This is a genomic window from Bacteroides sp. D2 (assembly GCF_025147085.1).
In the GTDB taxonomy this organism is placed as follows: Bacteria; Bacteroidota; Bacteroidia; order Bacteroidales; family Bacteroidaceae; genus Bacteroides.
Window position 1 is genome coordinate 2236984 of record NZ_CP102261.1, and the last position, 20449, is coordinate 2257432.

Sequence of the window (20449 nt, forward strand, 5' to 3'; positions counted from 1 at the left end):
ATAACTAAAATGCTTTCAAAATGGATACAAGTAAGATTGTTGGCGAAAAAATTAAAGCCCTCCGCGAAGATAAATCAATAAGCATAGAAGAGTTGGCACAACGTTCGGGTTTGGCTATCGAACAGGTTGAACGTATTGAGAATAACATTGATATACCTTCTCTTGCACCGCTAATTAAAATTGCGCGTGTGTTGGGAGTACGTCTGGGGACTTTCCTTGACGATCAGGATGAAGTCGGACCGGTGGTTTGTCGTAAGAAAGAAGCCAAAGATGCGATTAGTTTCTCCAATAACGCGATTCATTCTCGCAAACACATGGAATATCACTCGTTGTCCAAGTCAAAGGCGGATCGTCACATGGAGCCGTTTATTATCGATGTGATGCCAACGGAAGATACCGACTTCGTGCTTTCTTCTCATGAAGGGGAAGAATTTATCATGGTTATGGAAGGTATCATGGAAATCAGCTACGGCAAGAATACCTATTTGCTGGAAGAGGGTGATAGCATTTATTATGATTCCATTGTTCCTCATCATGTACATGCTTACGAGGGGCAGGCTGCAAAAATCCTGGCAGTAGTTTACACGCCAATTTAATGAAATAGTAGGAACCAAGACTTAAGTATAATTACATGCAATTATTTGATCGTACTTTGGGGCAGTGGCTCGAGCACTGGGCTGAAGAGACTCCCGATAAGGAATATATCGTTTATTCCGACCGCAATCTCCGTTTTACCTGGAGTCAGTTGAACCGTCGTGTGGATGATATGGCGAAAGGGCTTATCGCCATTGGTGTGGAACGTGGTACCCATGTGGGTATCTGGGCGGCTAATGTTCCCGATTGGTTGACATTGTTGTATGCTTGTGCGAAGATCGGTGCGGTATATGTTACTGTAAATACGAACTATAAACAATCGGAGTTGGAGTATCTTTGCCAGAACTCGGATATGCATACGCTTTGTATCGTGAATGGCGAGAAGGACAGTGACTTTGTGCAGATGACCTATACAATGCTTCCCGAATTGAAAACCTGTGAACGCGGACATTTGAAGAGTGAACGTTTTCCGTACATGAGAAATGTAGTGTATGTAGGGCAGGAGAAACATCGTGGTATGTATAATACAGCGGAGATTCTGTTATTGGGAAATAATGTGGAAGACGACTGTTTGAGCGAACTCAAAAGCAAGGTGGATTGTCACGATGTGGTGAATATGCAATATACATCGGGAACTACCGGTTTTCCGAAGGGAGTAATGCTGACACATTATAATATTGCCAATAATGGATTTCTGACTGGTGAACACATGAAGTTCACGGCGGATGATAAACTTTGCTGCTGTGTTCCGTTATTCCATTGTTTCGGAGTGGTGTTGGCCACCATGAACTGTCTGACTCATGGTTGTACGCAAGTAATGGTGGAACGTTTCGATCCGCTGATTGTATTGGCTTCCATTCATAAAGAACGTTGCACGGCTCTTTATGGAGTACCGACTATGTTTATTGCCGAGTTGCATCATCCGATGTTTGATCTCTTTGATATGTCTTGTCTTCGTACAGGTATTATGGCAGGTTCTCTATGTCCTGTTGAACTGATGAAGCAGGTGGAAGAGAAAATGTATATGAAGGTGACCAGTGTGTATGGACTGACAGAGACTGCACCGGGTATGACAGCTTCTCGTATTGATGATCCGTTTGATGTACGTTGTAATACGGTAGGACGTGATTTTGAATTTACGGAAGTAAAAGTGATCGACCCGGAAACTGGTGAAGAATGTCCGGTTGGCGTACAAGGTGAGATGTGCAACCGTGGATATAACACCATGAAAGGATATTATAAAAATCCGGAAGCAACAGCAGAAGTGCTTGATGAAAACAATTTCTTGCATTCCGGTGATTTGGGTATCAAGGATGAAGATGGAAATTACCGGATTACCGGACGTATCAAGGATATGATAATCCGGGGTGGCGAGAATATTTATCCGCGCGAAATAGAGGAGTTTCTTTATAAACTTGATGGAGTGAAAGATGTTCAGGTGGCAGGTATTCCTTCTAAGAAATACGGTGAGGCAGTCGGAGCATTTATTATCTTGCAGGAAGGTGTGAAAATGCAGGAAGCTGATGTTCGTGATTTTTGTAGAAATAAGATATCCCGTTATAAGATTCCGAAATATATCTTCTTTGTGAATGAATTCCCGATGACAGGTAGTGGAAAGATTCAGAAGTTCAGATTGAAGGATCTGGGATTACAGCTTTGTAAAGAGCAGGGAATAGAAATTATCTAAGGCCTGTGATTGTTTAAGGACACACAAAGTTTTTCGATATAATAAACGATGAACGGTGAACGAACTGCATGATTGTTTGCAGAGAGTTCACCGTTCATTATTTATATTATTGTCTTATCCGGCTTTTGTTGTAGCAGCTAAGTATTATACGCTGCTAAATGAAATCGTCACCCAGTTGCATTTGGGCGTCATTCACATATTTACGGATGGCATGTTCTTCATCTTTGCGGCAGATTAAAAGAACATTATCTGATTCTGCTATTAGAAATCCTTCCAATCCATCGATTACGGCCAGTTTTCCTTTGGGAAGTACTACCATATTATCTTTACTATTATAAATAAGCGAATGGCATTTCAGAGTAACATTGCCTTCCGGGTCTCTTTCCGATAAGTCATAAAGTGATCCCCAGGTTCCAAGGTCAGACCAGCCAAAATCTCCTAACGATACATACACGTTATCCGCTTTTTCCATAATACCGAAGTCAATGGATACATTAGGACATGCGGGGAAATTTTCTTCAATAAATGCTTTTTCCTTATCGGTGGCATAAATATCTTTTCCCGGTGCCAGTTTGGAAGCTAATTCAGGCAACAAGTCTTCACTTGCTTTGATGATTGTATTTACATTCCACATAAACAGGCCGGAATTCCAGTAAAATTCTCCGCTTTCTACGAATACTTTAGCTAACTCCAATTCAGGTTTTTCAGTGAATGTTTTTACTTTGTAGAAGTTTCCTCCTGCGGGTTCATCTATTTGTATATATCCATATCCTGTTTCCGGACGATTGGGTTTAATACCTAATGTTAGTAGTTTTTCAGAGCGTGAAACGAAATCAAGTCCTTTTTCGATAGCGGCAAGAAACTCATCTTCTTTTAAAATTAAATGGTCTGAAGGTGCAACTACGATATTGGCGTTCGGATTCAGTGCCCGGATGTGGTAAGAAGCCCATGCTATACATGGAGCAGTGTTTCGTCTTGCAGGTTCCAGCAGAATTTGGTTTTCGCTCACTTCAGGCAATTGTTCTTTCACTAAGTCTGCATACATTGCATTGGTAACGATGAAAATGTTTTCTGTTGGAATAACCTTTTGGAACCGGTCAAAAGTCTGCTGTAAAAGTGAACGACCCGTTCCGAAGAAATCTAAGAATTGTTTGGGCAATGTTTTGCGGCTAAACGGCCAGAAGCGGCTTCCAATGCCGCCACCCATAATCACGCAATAATTATCCTGGTTTGTCATGATAGTGACTCTATTTTAAAGTTTCTGCTAATGTACGGTTTATTCTCTGAATAGAGAAGTGTTTAAGATATGTTTTATTATTTTTTTCTCCTTTTTTTTGCCAAACTATTGTGGATTCAAAATAATGTCGTATCTTTGCACCGCAATTGAGAAATCAAGTATGCGCCCAGATGGCGGAATCGGTAGACGCGCTGGTCTCAAACACCAGTGGATTCACTTCCATCCCGGTTCGACCCCGGGTCTGGGTACTTAAAATAGCTGTTAATCATATGATTTTCAGCTATTTTTTATGGGTAGCCCCCCAAAAAAATCTCAAGCGGAAGCCAATTCAGGCGAATGAAGTCTTGGGTAGGACACTGCAGCAAATCATTGATGTCATCAATAAATTTAGAGCAAGCCAGTCGCTATTTGTCCAGCCATTTCTTGAATGTAGCAGCTTTCTCCCGACTTATCAAAATTTCCTCCTGCGGATACCCATTCATTTCTACCTTTAATTTATAGTTGAACCAGTTGCTGACTTTCTTAATATGTCTCACTTGTATCATATGCTGACGGTTTGCACGGAAGAAAGAAGCAGGGTTCATTTCCTTTTCCAGTTGGTCCAATGTGTAAGGAATGGTAGCAGAAATGCCATCCGTCAGATAAAGGCGGGTTATGTTCTGTTGAGAGTGGATGAAACAGACGTTCTGGACTTCGATAGTGATATATTCATCTTTGCGAGACACCAAAAATCTTTCCCGATAATGAGGGGTAGGGACAGCCCCACCCAGGTATTCCAATAGCTGTTCCAGCTTTGGAGCAGTGGTCGCAGGAGATGAGCGGGATATTCTTTCTGTCGCTTTTTGTATAGCCGCTTCCAATTCATCCGAGTCGATGGGTTTCAGCAAATAGTCGATACTATTGAATTTAAATGCCTGTATAGCATACTGGTCATAGGCAGTGGTGAAAATGATGGGCGAGACTATCTTTATTTGGCGGAAAATGTCGAAACTTAATCCATCCTGTAGGCGGATGTCGGAGAATATCAGATCCGGCTGCTCCCGTTGGAGGAAATCTATACTTTGGACAATACTCTTGGTAATGCCGGAAATTTCGTAATCAGGGTGCAGTGTGCGGATGTAGCGTTGCAGGCGTTCGGCACTGTGGTTTTCGTCTTCTATTATCAGAACTTTCATGGAATTTATCATTTCGTTTAAAGCGTTGAAAGGGTGACACGATAGATGTGTTCATCCTGATAGATTTCAGGGGCGGGAGCACCAGTGAGCTGATACCGCTCTTTGATATTTCGCAGCCCGATGTGGTGGGTGGAAGAGTTCGGAGTAAGAGGTTTACAGTTGTTTTCCACTACCAATTTATCCCCGTCGGAATATACACGGATGAATAGCGGTGCTTCTTCCGACACTTGATTGTGCTTGATGGCATTTTCCAGTAACATCTGCAATACAATGGGAGGGATCTGTCTCTCGCGGATAGCGTCCTGTACTTGTACTTCTACCTGTATGGCATCCTCAAAACGTATTTTGAGTAGGAAGATATAAGCCTCCAAACTGGATAATTCATCAGCAACGGATGAAAGGTTTTTATCGACATTAGCTACGATATGCCGGTAAACTTTGGAGAGACATTTGATGTAGATGGGAGCTGTGGCATCTCCCGTCTCTACCAGGTCGAGCAGGATGCTAAGATTATTGAATATAAAATGCGGGTCTATCTGCATCTTCAGTGCATCAAGACGTGATTGCTGACGTTTCAGTTGCAGATTTTTTTTCTTCTTTTGCAGAACAATGGAGATAGACATTAGAATGAGGATGACGGTAAAAGCAATGACAATAATCCAGCAATAGAAGACCCAGTACCGGTAGTATTCTGCCTCTGCGACTTCGGAGTCACGGATCGTTTTTCGAAGTTTATCCACATTCTCAATTTGAGCAAGGTCCTCGTTATAAGCGATGCTGTCTATCTGTGCTTGATAATGCGTCAGTCTTTCCAAGCAGTCTGATACACCATTGAGAGAACCGGTACGTATATTCAGATCTGTCAACTGGCGATAGGCTTTCAGGCAGATGAAGGGGTTGTTGCTCTGACTGCTTCGGTTTAGGTAAAAACGAGCGGAATCGATTTGTTGAAGATCGGAATGTATCTTGCCGAGCAGATAGTCGACTGAGTCCTGATATAAATGCGGGATTTGCAGAGCATAGATACGAGCGGAGTCAGGCATGTGCTTGTCGGCATATTTTTCGCTAAGGAGGAATAATAACCGGGCTTGCAAGGAGCCGGAGTAACCTTTCATAGAAGCAGTTTTGAGCAGAGGAATACTCTCATCGCCATCATTTGTCTGGGCGTAATAGTGGGTGAGTTCAGAGTAGGCTTCGGCAATGAGAGAGGGATTGTTTAGTTCCCTGGCCAGAGAGAGGGCGGCGAGTTTGGCCTCTTTCTCTTCTTTCATCATGTGTTTAGTGTGGTAAACCTGCCCTTTGAAGTTGTTGAGGTAGAAGTTTAGTTCGCGAAGATCGTACACATCGTTGTTGTATTGTGTGCAGAGGGTGAAATATTCTACGGCTTCAAGCAGGAAATTAGAGTGACGGGCTATCTCGCCCCGGTAGTAATATATTTCTGTCAGGTGTAGTGAGTCCGCTTTATATTTGAAGTAAGGACTGACGATGTTAAGTAGCGAATCCGGCACAAGATATTCTTGTATGCCGATGAGAGCACCGGCTTTTACTAAATCGCACATCATATAGTTCCTTTCGCTCAAGAAAGTACGGTTTATCTGTTCCACATCTGCCAGTGCTTTTCGTGGATTCACTTCAATGAGTCCGTTGGCATACTCCAGGCGGCTGCATGCGGAGCGGTTCACGCGATAGAGGTAGTAAGCGGAAAAGCTTACTACAAGCAGGGATATTGCGGCTGTGAGATAAATACGTTTTCTTATCATAACTGCGTAATCAAGTCTGAAATGCAAGTCTATTTATTAGGATGGACTCTTATCTTTGTTTGGGCAAAAGTAGTAAATAATACCAAACAGCATTACATCTTCATCACAACTTTATATGGAGGGGATAGGTATTTGGCTTCATTCATTCCGTTTCATCACTTATCTCTGCGGTTTCGTCCCCCAAAAATCCGGCTTTGACCAGAATTACATTGCGGGAGCGGGCGCTGACACCTACTTTTGCACCGCTCTTGTGAGAACTAATCAATCACTATAATACATTGAATTTTATGAAAATGGAAACAAACAAAATGTGGCAAATCTTCATGCTGACAACACTCCTTACTCTTGCCGGATGCAAGAACGGAGGAGGAGAATATTCGCAGTCTGTATCGGAATATGCGACGATGCAGGTGGCACCAGTCAATAAAACTCTTTCTACCCAATACCCGGCAGCTATCCAGGGTAAGCAGGATATTGCTATCTTTCCGCAGGTGACGGGAACCATCACCCGATTGTGTGTAAATGAGGGACAGGCGGTGAAACGTGGACAAGTGCTTTTCATCATCGACCAGGTTCCCTATCAGGCAGCTTTGGCCACAGCCCGGGCGAATATGGAAGCAGCCGATGCAACATTGGCTACGGCACAACTGACTTACGATAGCAAGAAAGAACTCTTTGCTCAAAACGTCATTTCGGCTTATGAATTGAAAACGGCCGAGAATAATCTGTTGATGGCAAAAGCCGGACGCGCACAAGCCAAAGCGCAGGAGCTGAGTGCTGCCAATGACCTTTCCTACACCGAAGTGAGAAGTCCCTCGGATGGAGTGATCGGTACACTTCCCTATCGCGTTGGTACACTTGTTAGTGCCGGAATGGCACAGCCACTAACTACCGTATCAGACAACTCGGACATGTATGTTTACTTCTCAATGACGGAAAATCAACTCTTAGGACTCATTCGCCAATATGGTTCTAAAGAGAAGGCTTTGCAGTCGATGCCTGCCATCGAACTGGTGCTGAATGACCGGACTACCTACGAAGAAAAAGGTACCATAGCAACTATCAGCGGAGTAGTGGATGCTTCGACAGGAACCGTCAGTGTACGGGCTGCATTCCCCAACAAGAACGGACTGCTGCATAGTGGAAGCTCGGGAAATGTGGTGGTTCCATCGGTCTACAAAGACGGTATCATCATTCCTCGTGCAGCAACTTACGAAGTGCAGGACAAGGTCTTTGTCTATAAGGTAGTGGATGGCAAAACGCATTCTACCCAAATAAGTGTGGAGCGTGTGGACGGTGGACAGGATTACATCGTGACGAACGGACTTGCCGTAGGGGATGAAATCGTGACAGAAGGTGTCGGACTACTACAGGATGGAATGCCGATAACAAAGAAGAAGTAACTAACTCAAAATTGAAGAAACAATGAACTTACGAATATTTATAGAACGCCCTGTGCTCTCCGCCGTCCTTTCCATTGTGATTGTAGTGGTGGGGATTATCGGGTTATTCACCCTACCCGTGGAGCAATATCCTGATATTGCCCCGCCTACTGTTCAGGTGTACACTGCATACGACGGTGCCAGTGCTGAAACGGTGCAGAAGAGCGTCATCGCTCCGTTGGAGGAAGCCATCAATGGTGTGGAAGACATGACTTATATGACTTCCAGTGCTTCCAATGCCGGTTCAGCCGAAATAACCATTTACTTTAAGCAAGGTACCAATCCGGACATGGCCGCTGTCAATGTACAGAACCGTGTGTCGAAAGCTGCCGGACAACTTCCTGCGGAAGTGACCCGTGTGGGTGTCAGTGTCAACAAGCGACAGAACGGTATGCTCCAGATATTTACCTTGCATAGTCCCGATAGCTCATTAGACGAGAACTTTCTCTCGAACTATATCAATATTAACTTGAAACCTGCCATCTTGCGTATTTCCGGAGTGGGAGATGTGCAGGTGATGGGTGGCGTCTATTCCATGCGCGTATGGCTTAAACCTGACGTCATGGCACAGTACAAGCTGATTCCTTCCGACGTGACTGCTGCACTGGCCTCACAAAACATTGAAGCTGCAACAGGCTCCATTGGTGAGAATTCCAAGGAAGCTAAAGCGTATACCATGAAATACCGCGGTCGATTGATGACTCCCGAAGAATTTGGAGAGATCGTGATCCGCAGCACTAAGAATGGTGAGGTACTTCGTTTAAAAGAGATTGCCAACATCAGTCTCGGACAAGAATCGTATTCTTATCAAGGTAGTTTCAATGGTAAACCCGGTGTGTCATGTATGGTTTATCAGACTGCCGGTTCTAATGCCACAGAGATTAATCGTGAGATTGACGCTTTTCTGGCAGACGCTTCCAAACGTCTCCCCAAAGGGGCGGAAATAACCCAGCTGATGAGTACTAACGAATTTCTCTTCGCCTCTATCCATGAGGTCTTGAAGACACTGATTGAAGCGATTCTGCTGGTAATCCTTGTGGTATATGTTTTCTTACAGGATATTCGTTCTACACTTATTCCGCTGGTGGGTATTTTTGTTTCTCTTATCGGAACTTTCGCTTTCATGGCGTTGGTAGGATTCAGTATCAATTTGATTACGCTTTTCGCATTAGTGCTGGTCATCGGTACAGTGGTGGATGATGCCATTATTGTGGTCGAGGCAGTGCAATCCAAGTTCGATTCCGGCTACCGTTCGCCCTATATGGCTAGTGTGGATGCAATGAAAGGACTGTCGGGTGCTATCGTTACCACTTCACTGGTGTTTATGGCGGTATTTATTCCGGTGTCTTTCATGAGTGGGACTTCGGGTACATTCTATACGCAGTTCGGTCTGACAATGGCTGTGGCGGTAGGTATTTCTACCATCAATGCATTGACACTAAGTCCTGCCCTCTGCGCCTTGATTCTGCGACCCTATACCAATGAGGACGGCACACAGAAGCAAAACTTCGCAGCCCGTTTCCGCCGCGCGTTCAACACTGCGTTCGAATCATTGTCAGAGCGGTATAAAAAAGGAGTTCTCTTCTTTATCCGTCGCAAATGGTTGACAGGCGCCTTTGTTGCCGGGACAGTCGTAATCCTTGCCTTGTTGATGAACAGCACCAAAACAGGCCTTGTGCCCGATGAAGATCAGGGACTGGTGTTTGTTGCCGTATCCACTGCGCCGGGTAACTCACTCTATGCTACCGATGGCATTATGAACCGTGTAGAAGAACGTATTCAGCAAATCCCACAGGTGAAACAGGTACTCAAAGTGACCGGTTGGTCAATGGGTGGTGCGGGTAATTCTTCCGGTATTTTCTTTGTTCGCCTTACTCCGTGGGATGAACGACCGGAGGAAGAAGATCACGTGCAGGCAGTAATCGGACAGGTTTATGCCCGTACCGGAGATATCAAGGATGCCACAGTTTTTGCCATGGCTCCGGGTATGATACCTGGTTATGATATGGGTAATGCGCTCGATATCCAAATGCAGGACAAGGCTGGAGGTGATCTCACAGAGTTTTTCGGTATCACCCGTCAGTTTATCGACTCGTTGAATCAACGTCCCGAACTGGCAATGGCTTTTTCATCTTTCGAAATCAACTATCCCCAGTGGCAGGTCGATGTGGATGCTGCTAAGTGTCTGCGTGCCGGAATCATGCCTGATGAGGTACTTTCTACCTTGGGGGGATATTATGGAGGTAGCTATGTCAGTAACTTTAACCGCTTTTCGCGCGTCTATCGTGTGATGGTGCAAGCTGATCCGAATTATCGTTTGGATGAGGCTTCGCTCAACCGTCATTTTGTTCGCTTGAGCAATGGAGAGATGGCACCGTTGAGTCAGTTCGTCACACTGACCAAAGTATATGGAGCCGAAAGCCTGAACCGTTTTAATATGTATAACTCCATTGCACTCAATGCCATGCCTGCCGAAGGGTACAGTTCGGGTGAAGCCATCCGTGCCGTACAGGAAACTGCTACCCGTGTGCTTCCCGCCAACTATGATTTCGATTTTGGCGGACTGGCGCGAGAGGAGAGCAATCAGAGTAATACCACCATCGTGATCTTTGCTATCTGCCTATTGATGGTTTATCTGCTATTGAGTGCGCTTTATGAGAGTTTCTTCGTTCCGTTTGCCGTCCTGCTTAGTGTTCCGGCCGGATTGATGGGTAGCTTCCTCTTTGCCAAATTGCTTGGATTGGAAAATAATATCTATCTGCAAACGGGACTTATCATGCTTATTGGTCTGTTGGCAAAAACAGCTATTCTTCTCACCGAATATGCTACCGAGCGCCGTCGTGCCGGTATGAGTCTGACGTCTGCTGCGCTTATTGCTGCTAAAGATCGTTTGCGTCCTATTCTTATGACAGCGCTGACTATGATTTTCGGTATGGTACCTCTGATGTTAGCATCTGGCGTAGGAGCCAACGGAAACAGTTCACTCGGTACGGGTGTGGTAGGCGGTATGCTGGTGGGTACATTGGCACTGTTATTCATTGTGCCGGCTATGTTTATTGTCTTCCAGGCAATACAGGAGAAAGTGCGACCGATTCAGTTTGATGCCACTGTTGCTGACTGGCAGATAAAAGAAGAGGTGGAGAAAGCCGATGAAGAAAGAAAACAATATTTGGAGAATAAGAAGAAATGAAAAGAAATATCATCACCCTTGCCATAACGACGCTCATGCTGAGTAGTTGCGGCATCTATACAAAATATCAACCGGCAACGACCGTCCCCGAAGATCTTTTTGGGGCGGCGGAAACGGTTTCTGATACAATTCATAATATTGCCAAGTTGAATTGGCGTCAATTGTTCGTCGATCCTCATCTGCAATCCCTCATTGAGCAGGGGTTGCGGAATAACACTGATCTACAGTCCGCTCACTGGCGAGTGGAAGAAGCCCGTGCTTCGCTTAGTTCGGCCCGCCTGGCTTATCTGCCCTCATTCGCTTTTTCACCGCAGGGCACTGTAAGTAGTTTCGATAAGGGGAAAGCTGGACAGAGCTATTCCCTGCCTATTACTTCCTCTTGGGAAATTGATATCTTCGGTCGGCTGACGAATGCCAACCGTCGTGCTAAAGCTCTTTATATTCAAAGTCAGGAATATGAAATCGCTGTTAAGACACAATTGATAGCCAATCTGGCGAATACCTATTACACACTTTTAATGCTGGATGCTCAATTGACCATCTCCGAGGAAACAGAAGTAAAATGGAAAGAAAGTGTACGCGTTATGCAAGCTCTGAAAAATGCCGGTCAAGGTAACGAAGCAGGTTTGGCACAAACCGAAGCCACCTACTATTCCATCTGTACCACTGTTTTGGATCTAAAGGAACAAATCAGGCAGGCGGAAAACAGTCTTTGCCTGATGCTGGGAGAAACTCCGCAATTTATCCGTCGTGGCACACTGGACGGACAGGTTTTGCCACAGGATTTATCCGTAGGTATCCCTTTACAACTTCTTGCTAATCGTCCTGATGTCAGATCATCAGAATTGGCTTTAGCGCAAGCCTTTTACACGACTAATGAGGCACGCTCTGCCTTTTATCCATCCATCACCCTCAGCGGTTCTGCCGGGTGGACAAATGGAGTAGGTGAGGTGGTTATGAATCCGGGTAAGTTGTTGCTGTCAGCTGTTGGCTCCCTTACGCAGCCCTTATTTAATAAGGGGCAGAATATAGCCCGTCTAAAAATAGCTAAAGCGCAACAGGAAGAAGCGAAGTTGTCTTTTACGCAGACCCTACTCAATGCCGGTGCTGAAGTGAACAACGCTTTGAAGCAAAATCAAACGGCCCGGGATAAATCCGATCTTTACCAGCGTCAGATCTCTTCTCTACAAACGGCTGTTACCAGCACACAGCTGCTTATGCAACATGGAAATTCCACTTATCTTGAAGTCCTCACCGCCCAGCAAACTCTACTGACAGCACAGTTGACACAGGTGAGTAACCGGTTTCAGGAGATACAAGGAATAATCAATCTGTATCAGGCACTAGGAGGAGGTAGGGAAGAGTAATGGAAATAATTGAATGACACTCATATCCGGCTGAATATTTATAATGTGGAGAAACAATAAATAATGTAAAAAAGAAGATTTTCTTTTCATCGTAGAATTAACTTTCAAACTTTAGTGAGGTCTAACATACATTACTCACTTAATATGATATTTAGAATTATGAGAAAGCAAATTTTAAGTTTGGCAGTTGCACTATTGATTGGCTCAACTGTATGTATGGCTCAAAATCATCAGAAAGGAAAAGCTGATAGAGAGAAACGCATAGAAAAAATGGTTACCGATTTGGGACTGAATGAAAAGCAGGCCAAAGATTTTAAAGCTGCAATGGAAGAGATGAAACCTGCAAAAAATAAATCGGATGAAAAACCTTCACGAGAAGAAATGCAAAAGAAAAAGAAGGAAGTCGATGCTAAAATAAAAAGCATTCTGACCGATGAACAATATAAGAAGTATCAGGATATGCGTAAGAAGGATAACGCGAAGAAAAAGAAAAAAGCAAAATAAGTACTGTGAATTTAAGCTAAACTTATCATATGGATGATTATAAAAGATTGTCTGTTATGAGGCTATGTTTATTTCCTGTTCTTTCATAAATATTTATTTAATCTACATTTTAGTTTTCGTTCTACTAAAGTTGGATGTATGTTCTCTATTTAGGGTGAAAGCATATATTCAACTTAGGTGGAGCGATTTTTTTATGAGATAATATGGCTTTGAAAATATGTTGATGATAAGCGTGTTTTTTGATGCAATAGTCATTCTTTTCGTTTGAATAAACACAATCGGATTTTTACCAGGTTTTATATAGGAATTTCCATTTAGGACAAATATAAGGGAATTTTTCTCAATTATTGTATGATTTTTCATTTGCAGTGATAGAATTGGGCAATTATCTTCTCTACTATATTATAATTTGAGAACTTATAAAAAGAGTAATATGGAAAGAGATTATTGGTTGGCAAGTTCTTTGACCGGGACTGCCGTTGGGACTATTTTTGAAGGTCGGCCTTGGGTGGAGGAATTGATGAATTGTGTAAATTCAGAAGAAGTAAGGAATCTTTTTAAGCAATACCTGGATGGGCGATTTGATTTCTGGAATGGCTCTATTTCTCAACCTGGGGAAGCAACATGGGAGGAAAAATATGGTTTGTTGTCCTTGTTCAGAGGAGGTAGTCACTTGATGTATGTTTGTGTAAATCGCAGTGACCTGGCTGATCCATCGTTGGAGCATCGTTATCCGAAATTAGAGAAGATATTGGAAAGGGGACAGGCTTATGCGAGCTTATCGTGGATTTCAGAAAATAAGATCAAAGTGAAGGAATGCATAGCGGAAGGATATAATGGAGATGAAGATGGCTATGGAGTTGAGCCAGACACGTGGATGATAGGTTACTTGAATAAGGAGGGGGTATTGCAGGGAAGCTTTGAGAGTAGCGAGTGAGCTTTTGGGAATGAATTTACTGCTATTTAATTTGAATAATGAACGCATTGCAAAAAAAAGATATTATAATCATTATTTTGGGAATAATAGTTTCGCTTTTTGCCCACTTAGGCATAAATGCCAGTTTTAGTGTTTTTTTTATATAATGTTAATTCTTAAATTTGGATGTTTATAAAAAGTTCATTTTAGTGCATATAAATCTTTTTTTTGAGGGAGCGAATAGGTCAAGCATGAGTAATAAATAGTGATAGGTATAAAGTTTAAGAGATAGTTCAAACTTCCCTCAATAGAGATAAAAGAATGACTCTCCTTTTTCAGGCTATATTATACAGATTATAATAATTTTCTCATGTATAGTAACAAGTATTTAAGTATAAATAAAGTACGTATGGAAGGTCGGGTAATGATACAGAATGATTGTAATTGGAAAGGGATGTCTTGGGATGAATTAAAACAAAGGCTTACCGATGATCCGGAGTATAAGGCAAATGTCGAACTGGCACGCCGTGTAGTAAACAACTATGAAGTAGTGGTTAACTATTATCTGGGTCCGATGTGTACAAAAATTGTGGAAAGGATTAATAAGATTATGGGAGAAAATTCATATACAGACTATTACCTATTCTTATCTTATCCAATAGTTGATACAGATAATGGCCCAAAGCCCGAATGGCATCGTGTATCTCTTTATGATGCCAAGGATTGCAAATTGCAGACTTATACTTCTACTATAGCATGCCGATATTTTTATAAATTGGCAAATAAGGAAAAAATGAGAAGAAATCAAGAAGATGAATTATTCGAATATAAAGATTATGAGTCTCTATTGTTATGTGATCAAGTAGAAGAAGAGGGTGAAAGTATAACTCAAATTCGCATGAGAAAAGCGTTTGCACAGCTGAGCGAGCGTGATAAGTTGGTTTTGACATATCTTGTTATAGCAAAGATGCCGGCTATCGAAGCATATCCGATGGTTGAGAAGATGATTCATCCTATTGCAAAAGATGGGATGACGAGCGACCAAGTCAAATTAAATTGGACAGTCAAGCAACGCCAAGATGCAATGTCTTTGATGAAAGGATATGCATTGAAGCATCTACTTATTAAGTATAATGAACAAAAAAAGCAAGAAAAATGAAACGTATTGATGATATTATTTTTAATAAATTCGTGTGCAATACTCTTTCTCAATCAGATATGGTTGAAGTAGAGAAGCAACTCATTGAAAGCAAAGAAATACCTGCATCTCTTCATGCTTCTATCCTTAATTATGAAATGAATACGGAAGAAGCTAGTGAGATGCTTGGTGTGAACGAAGAGCAGTCTGATTTTATAAATCAAGAAAAAAATATGGTGGATGAGGATAGAAAAGAGGAGAGCGATGACTCTATAGAGGTACAAGATGAAATAATAACATTTAAAAACAGTACTAATATGAATATCAATCTTACAAAAGAAGAAGCACTGAAAGTTCAGGAGCTCTCCACAGTTTACAACGAGTTTGAAAATTCGGAATTGAATATTGACGAAAATCTTGTTAACTTCTATCTAGCACAGCGTCCGGGTACCTTTGCAGAGGATGCACATGAAGTCATAGCAGGTATTCGAAAAGGTGTTGAGACTTTCAATGCCAACCTTACCGCAGCACTTAAAGATGGTGATATAGACTACATATCGCAGTTGAAAGAATTGGGGCAGGATCTTACTAATGAACAAAAGTTTGAACTTTATATCAACTTTCTTTCAGCTCTTCATGTTCTCAACATTCAGAACTTTAGTGCAGAAAAAGCTTCGCAAATAGAAGACTTTGTGACCATTAAGCAAGGTTTCGCTCCTACCGGCGAAATTACCGATGAGATGCTTGATGAAGTCATCGGGAAAATAGCTGATGCTCTCAACAATAACACTCTCTGCATGACATCAATTGATAAAATGAGAGATTTGATGGAGGTACTCCCTGATGGATCAGAAGCTGTAAAAGAGGAATTATGTGGAAGTGAAAATGATATGCATACCAAACTTGTGAATGCACTTGCTATTTATATTGCATATCAAAACGAAGACATTACTTCACTCAAAGGACAAAATGTTTCCCCTGAAGCTATTGCAATTGCAGCGGCAGCCGGTATTGAACAGGCTCATGTGATAGAGGATACTCGTACAGGTAAGATTACTGTTGAGAAAGCCATCAAAGTATTAAAGATTATTGGTGGTGTAGCTCTTTGGACTACATTAATGGCAGGGGTCATTTATGTTGCTGTAAATCTGGCGATGTTTACAATGGGCTCGTTTATTGGTCTGCTTGGAACTTCTATCTTTGCAATGATTATAGCCGGTGGAATAGCAGCAATGGTTGGCATTGGTTTTTCTAATAGTTTATTTGATACTGTAGATTCAATAGTGGATGGTGCCGGTACTATCTTTGATAAGATTGTAATTCTTTGGCGAGAGACCGTATGGCCTGTAATCAAGGATAGAGCAGAGGCATTTATTTCATGGATTCGCAGCTTGCTTTCTAACAAGACTGTTGAGCAGACAGCGGAAATCTCTCCTATTACGCTAGTAACAACCCAAGCGTAGACTAATAATCATGGGCTTCATATCGTCTGCAATTGAGGGTGTCAAGAACTTCATCAGTTCTATAATGAATAGTATTTCTGAACGTGTTAACGTTTGGAATGAGCGGAGACAACAAACGAGAGAACGTTCAAGTTATATCCGGCAGATTGAAGATTTTGAATCCACATACTGCCCCGAAGTGCCAGATCAAGAACTGGCACTTCGGGTACGGCAATATTTGAAGGAGAAATTTCCTAATGGCATAGAAGAACGTTTATTCCAGATGTCTGTTGACGAATTACCGGATTTCTTTATGGAGATAGAAAAGGATGCTGAGGAAATTATGGATGTAACCACTGAAGAAGTTGTAATAATCTATCCTAAAACAGAGGAGGAAATAATGAAATATGGTTGTGGCTTTTATAATATAGAAAATAATCTGCTGTGTATCAATGGAGCTTTTCTATACTCTGGCAATATTGATTTAATCAAAGAACAGATATTCACCATTTTCCACGAATTAAAGCATGCACGTCAATACGCTGCTGTGGAACGTAAAAAAGATTATGGATATTCTGAGGAGTTGATGCAAACATGGGAGCAGAATATGAAAAACTATATTACCTATCGGGAGAATGATGAAGCCTATCGTAAGCAACCTCTTGAGATGGATACTTTCGGATTTGAGGAACTCCTCAAAGAAGATTATTATACGAACGACTAATATTGAAGTAGACCGATTATGAAAATAATAAAATACATTAGTTTATTCAAATATTTGATTGAGGACGAAGGACTGAATCCGATGTCTGCTTACCGAAATATACAACGCATTAGAATGTTGCCGCCTGAGTTCAAACAAGCTGTCTTTGATGTTCTTTCTTCTTATGTCCCCGACATGGAGATTGAAGGTGTAAGTTTTCGAGAGCTGACAGAAAATGATGGTATGAAACCCATTCGTGCGATTCTTATGTTGGATTGGTTGCGGCGTGAACCTGCTGTTGCCATTCGTTACATGGCTGCTGAACGTTATCGTTCTGTAATGGTAGGTTTACCCAAACAGAAAGAAGTAGAGCAAATAACCAAAGAAGATATCATCATAGAAGATTAGACAATATGGACTTTCGAAAAACACAGATTGGTCGTATGTTAGAGCAGATGAAGTTGGCTATGTTGGCACATATCCCAGTCATCTACATTCCAACTGACCAGATGGAACTGATACATGAAATTTTATATAGTGATAATACCATTGACAGCCTTGTGCCAAGAGTAAAATATGACAGTGAGAAGAAAGCAGTTGTAAAGCTAGCTAACAAGGAGTATGGTGTGAAAGACGACGAAAAACGAACTTTTTCGAGTATTAAAGACAATTATCTGATTTTTGTTAACAGTATTGATTCCGATGTAGTTCGTTGTCCGTCGATTCTGCTTACCTATACGACAAAATGGGATAAAGTGGAAACTGGCATTCGTAACTTCATCAGTGACTATATGGGGGTGAAGCGCTCAAAGGATAATAATCCAAATCCATATCATGTTGCTAATATCAGCCGTTCTTTATGTATTGTCGTTACCCCGACAGAACAAGTGATTCCAGAGAATATTGCTCCTTATGTGATGACCGTGCGGGTTCCTGCTTTGCTTGATGAAGAGATTGAGGCGGTCATCTCTTCTGAATTCAATGCGGAAAGTATGGATATATCTGTATTGAGGAGGTCGGAGGTGTTATATAGCCAGATGATTGTTAGTCTTCGCGGATTCAGTGTGCTACGTATCAGGCAACTGTTGCGACAGATGATTGCTTCACAGTCAATAGATTTCAATCATGTAAATGCAGATGCAGTTCTTGCAGCCATAAGGGTGTCAAAAAAGCAAATGCTTGAAAATTGTAATGGCTTGAAATGGGAGGAAACGAACGCAACAAATGCAGCTGGTCTTGACAGTATCTCTAAATGGTTGGAGGAGCGCATTGATATTTTTAGTGATCCTGAACGTGCGGCACAGTGTCATACGGACATTCCGAATGGGTTACTTATTTCGGGTATACCGGGCTCCGGCAAATCACTCATGGCAAAGACTGCAGCTTACAAATTGGGACTTCCGCTTATTTCGTTGGATATGGGGGCTTTGCTTAATAGTCTGATGGGCGAATCAGAACATAACATGATCAATGCGCTACGCATGTCAGAGAATATGGCTCCCTGTGTCTTATGGATTGACGAGATAGAAAAGGCATTCAGTGGATCTTCGCAAAACTCATCATCGAGTGATGGGGGAGTGGGACGACGAATGTTTGGAAAGTTCCTCACATGGATGCAGGAGAAGACAGCGGCTTGTTTCGTTTTTGCCACGTCCAATGACATTACTTGTCTTCCTCCGGAATTATTCCGTTCCGAACGTTTTGATAGGAAATATTTTACCTTCATGCCTAAGGCAGAAGAATGTGCCCAAATATTCGCTTCTAATATCAAGGCACAAAACAAGTCATATCGGGAGGAGTTGGAAGCTATGCCAGTATCCAAGCGTGCAAAAATGGCACAACAGCTGTTCGCGACTAATTTGGAAAAGGATTCTTTTTGGCTTGACATTATCAATCAAGAATGTACTGCCAATATGGATGCTTGTCATCTGAAACTTAAAGAGAGAAATGATGTAAATGAAAGCGAGAAAGAAGATGATGTTTATGTGTGGTCATCGTCTTCACGCCCCAAGAACAAATTGATGACAGGTGCCGACATCTCTGCCTTGATAAAGGAAGCAAAGTTCCTCATACGTCCATTGGGGAATAGCGATACTATACAAACGGTTATCTATGGTGAATATCAGATGAAAAATGCAGTGGAACAGATGATGCGAAGTCGTACATTTAAGCCTTATGGGGAGACGAATCTCAAAGATATTGTGCGGTGTTTTTTGAAACTGCATGAGAATGAGTTTGTTCCGGCAAGTGGAACTTGTATTCTCGACTTTGAGCGATATGATGAAGACAAGTGCATTTATAGGCATAATCCGGCAAGTGACAGATGGCCCAACCCATACGATCAAGTGTTATATTACACTATTGTAGGAGCTATTAATCAATATGCAAAGAATTTGTAAAAACAAGAAATCATGAAATTGAATAATATCCTGATTGTGACGCTCTCTGATTTTGCACGTCACTTTACGTTCCCCGCATTTTGGACAAACAGGCAACAGTTTGTACGCGACTTATGTCCGGAGAAAGTGTACTACTTGAATCATGAGCAAGAGCAAGCTTATGCAGAGATATCTAAATGGATTCAAGAAGGGGAGGCAGATGCAGATAGCGATAAAACATTACTCTGCAATGCTCTTGAAGAACTATTGGGGTATGAGATTGATCGTAAGGCGGTTGAAGCATTTTTCCATCCAACAGCAATAGACTCGGATATCATTATTGTTAATGCACCTGCAACATTTGATTTACCCAAATTCAAAAAAACTTCCAATGCCTCATTTACAATTAAATTGCGTAAGTTACAGATTGAAGGGAATATGGACCAGGAAGCTGAAATACGCATAGGAGGTGAATTTGTAGCAAAGTTGAAATCTGGAGAAGTAGCTTATGTCACGGAAATAGAAGGCAAATATATAGAGGTTTTACCCAATCATATCAATAATGACAGGTATGACGCAAGTCTAGTGAGTGCCAATGGGGAATTTTACTCTACATTGGTAATACATGATAAAAAGAATGCCTCAAAATTCTCATGGGATGGGGTAATATCCTTTGCTCTCGTTGATGATGGTTATCTGTTTGTTGACAAGCAGGATAGTTTAATCGTGATGTCAGAGTCAACGCCAAGATTTCTGTTAAAGAGTGAAGGGAAGGTTGTATATGTAAAATCTTTTAATGATAAGGTGCTTGCACTTTATGAGGATGGAAACTTGAAATCAACAATTTCTATGCAAAAAATCTCGAATGTTATTTCCGCAAACTTTAATTCGGACGGATCAATTGAATCTAAATAAT

16 protein-coding genes and 1 tRNA gene are annotated in these 20449 nt (G+C 41.9%); 14 read left to right on the forward strand and 3 right to left on the reverse strand.

Features of this window, described 5'->3' with window-relative positions; genetic code table 11:
* The first annotated feature begins 20 nt into the window (after positions 1–20).
* Positions 21–596, forward strand: a complete 576-nt coding sequence (locus tag NQ505_RS07540) for a helix-turn-helix domain-containing protein (RefSeq protein WP_004296396.1) — start codon at positions 21–23, stop codon at positions 594–596.
* Positions 597–631: 35 nt separating this feature from the next.
* Complete coding sequence (locus NQ505_RS07545; protein WP_004296397.1) at positions 632–2281, forward strand: AMP-binding protein; 1650 nt, start codon at positions 632–634, stop codon at positions 2279–2281.
* 154 nt (positions 2282–2435) lie between these two features.
* Here NQ505_RS07545 and NQ505_RS07550 read toward each other — a convergent pair whose 3' ends face one another.
* The gene (locus tag NQ505_RS07550) at positions 2436–3518 is read right to left on the reverse strand and encodes a mannose-1-phosphate guanylyltransferase (protein ID WP_004296398.1); all 1083 of its coding nucleotides are present in this window, start codon (positions 3516–3518) and stop codon (positions 2436–2438) included.
* 164 nt (positions 3519–3682) lie between these two features.
* Between NQ505_RS07550 and NQ505_RS07555 the strand changes: the two genes are divergently transcribed.
* Positions 3683–3766: transfer RNA gene (locus tag NQ505_RS07555), tRNA-Leu, on the forward strand.
* A gap of 156 nt (positions 3767–3922) precedes the next feature.
* On the opposite strand, the gene NQ505_RS07560 is transcribed toward NQ505_RS07555, so the two are convergent.
* Both NQ505_RS07560 and NQ505_RS07565 read right to left on the reverse strand, forming a co-directional pair.
* On the reverse strand, positions 3923–4693 hold the full coding sequence (locus NQ505_RS07560; RefSeq protein ID WP_032853993.1) for a LytR/AlgR family response regulator transcription factor: 771 nt from the start codon (positions 4691–4693) through the stop codon (positions 3923–3925).
* 17 nt (positions 4694–4710) lie between these two features.
* Positions 4711–6453: a histidine kinase gene (locus NQ505_RS07565; RefSeq protein ID WP_009000946.1), complete on the reverse strand. Its 1743-nt coding sequence runs from the start codon at positions 6451–6453 to the stop codon at positions 4711–4713.
* Positions 6454–6746: 293 nt separating this feature from the next.
* On the opposite strand from NQ505_RS07565, the gene NQ505_RS07570 reads away from it, so the two are divergent.
* The 11 genes from NQ505_RS07570 (at position 6747) to NQ505_RS07620 (ending at position 20448) form a co-directional block, all read left to right on the forward strand.
* Entirely contained in the window at positions 6747–7856 is a 1110-nt protein-coding gene (locus tag NQ505_RS07570; protein WP_369749088.1) for an efflux RND transporter periplasmic adaptor subunit, read from the forward strand.
* Positions 7857–7878: 22 nt separating this feature from the next.
* Positions 7879–11085, forward strand: a complete 3207-nt coding sequence (locus NQ505_RS07575; protein WP_009000944.1) for an efflux RND transporter permease subunit — start codon at positions 7879–7881, stop codon at positions 11083–11085.
* On the forward strand, positions 11082–12452 hold the full coding sequence (locus tag NQ505_RS07580; RefSeq protein WP_009000943.1) for a TolC family protein: 1371 nt from the start codon (positions 11082–11084) through the stop codon (positions 12450–12452). The genes NQ505_RS07575 and NQ505_RS07580 overlap by 4 nt, the downstream gene beginning before the upstream one ends.
* 159 nt (positions 12453–12611) lie before the next feature.
* Positions 12612–12956, forward strand: a complete 345-nt coding sequence (locus tag NQ505_RS07585; RefSeq protein WP_009000942.1) for a hypothetical protein — start codon at positions 12612–12614, stop codon at positions 12954–12956.
* A 433-nt stretch (positions 12957–13389) separates the two neighbouring features.
* Complete coding sequence (locus tag NQ505_RS07590) at positions 13390–13893, forward strand: hypothetical protein (RefSeq protein WP_009000941.1); 504 nt, start codon at positions 13390–13392, stop codon at positions 13891–13893.
* 388 nt (positions 13894–14281) lie between these two features.
* Positions 14282–15031, forward strand: coding sequence for a hypothetical protein (locus tag NQ505_RS07595; RefSeq protein ID WP_157179102.1), 750 nt, complete (start codon positions 14282–14284; stop codon positions 15029–15031).
* The gene (locus NQ505_RS07600; RefSeq protein ID WP_009000939.1) at positions 15028–16473 is read left to right on the forward strand and encodes a hypothetical protein; all 1446 of its coding nucleotides are present in this window, start codon (positions 15028–15030) and stop codon (positions 16471–16473) included. Before NQ505_RS07595 ends, NQ505_RS07600 begins: the two co-directional genes overlap by 4 nt.
* Positions 16474–16537: 64 nt before the next feature.
* Positions 16538–17176, forward strand: a complete 639-nt coding sequence (locus NQ505_RS07605) for a hypothetical protein (RefSeq protein WP_157179101.1) — start codon at positions 16538–16540, stop codon at positions 17174–17176.
* Positions 17177–17194: 18 nt separating this feature from the next.
* Complete coding sequence (locus NQ505_RS07610) at positions 17195–17563, forward strand: hypothetical protein (protein WP_009000937.1); 369 nt, start codon at positions 17195–17197, stop codon at positions 17561–17563.
* Between the two features lie 5 nt (positions 17564–17568).
* The gene (locus NQ505_RS07615) at positions 17569–19554 is read left to right on the forward strand and encodes an AAA family ATPase (protein WP_009000936.1); all 1986 of its coding nucleotides are present in this window, start codon (positions 17569–17571) and stop codon (positions 19552–19554) included.
* Between the two features lie 12 nt (positions 19555–19566).
* Positions 19567–20448, forward strand: a complete 882-nt coding sequence (locus tag NQ505_RS07620) for a hypothetical protein (RefSeq protein WP_009000935.1) — start codon at positions 19567–19569, stop codon at positions 20446–20448.
* Position 20449: the final 1 nt, after the last annotated feature.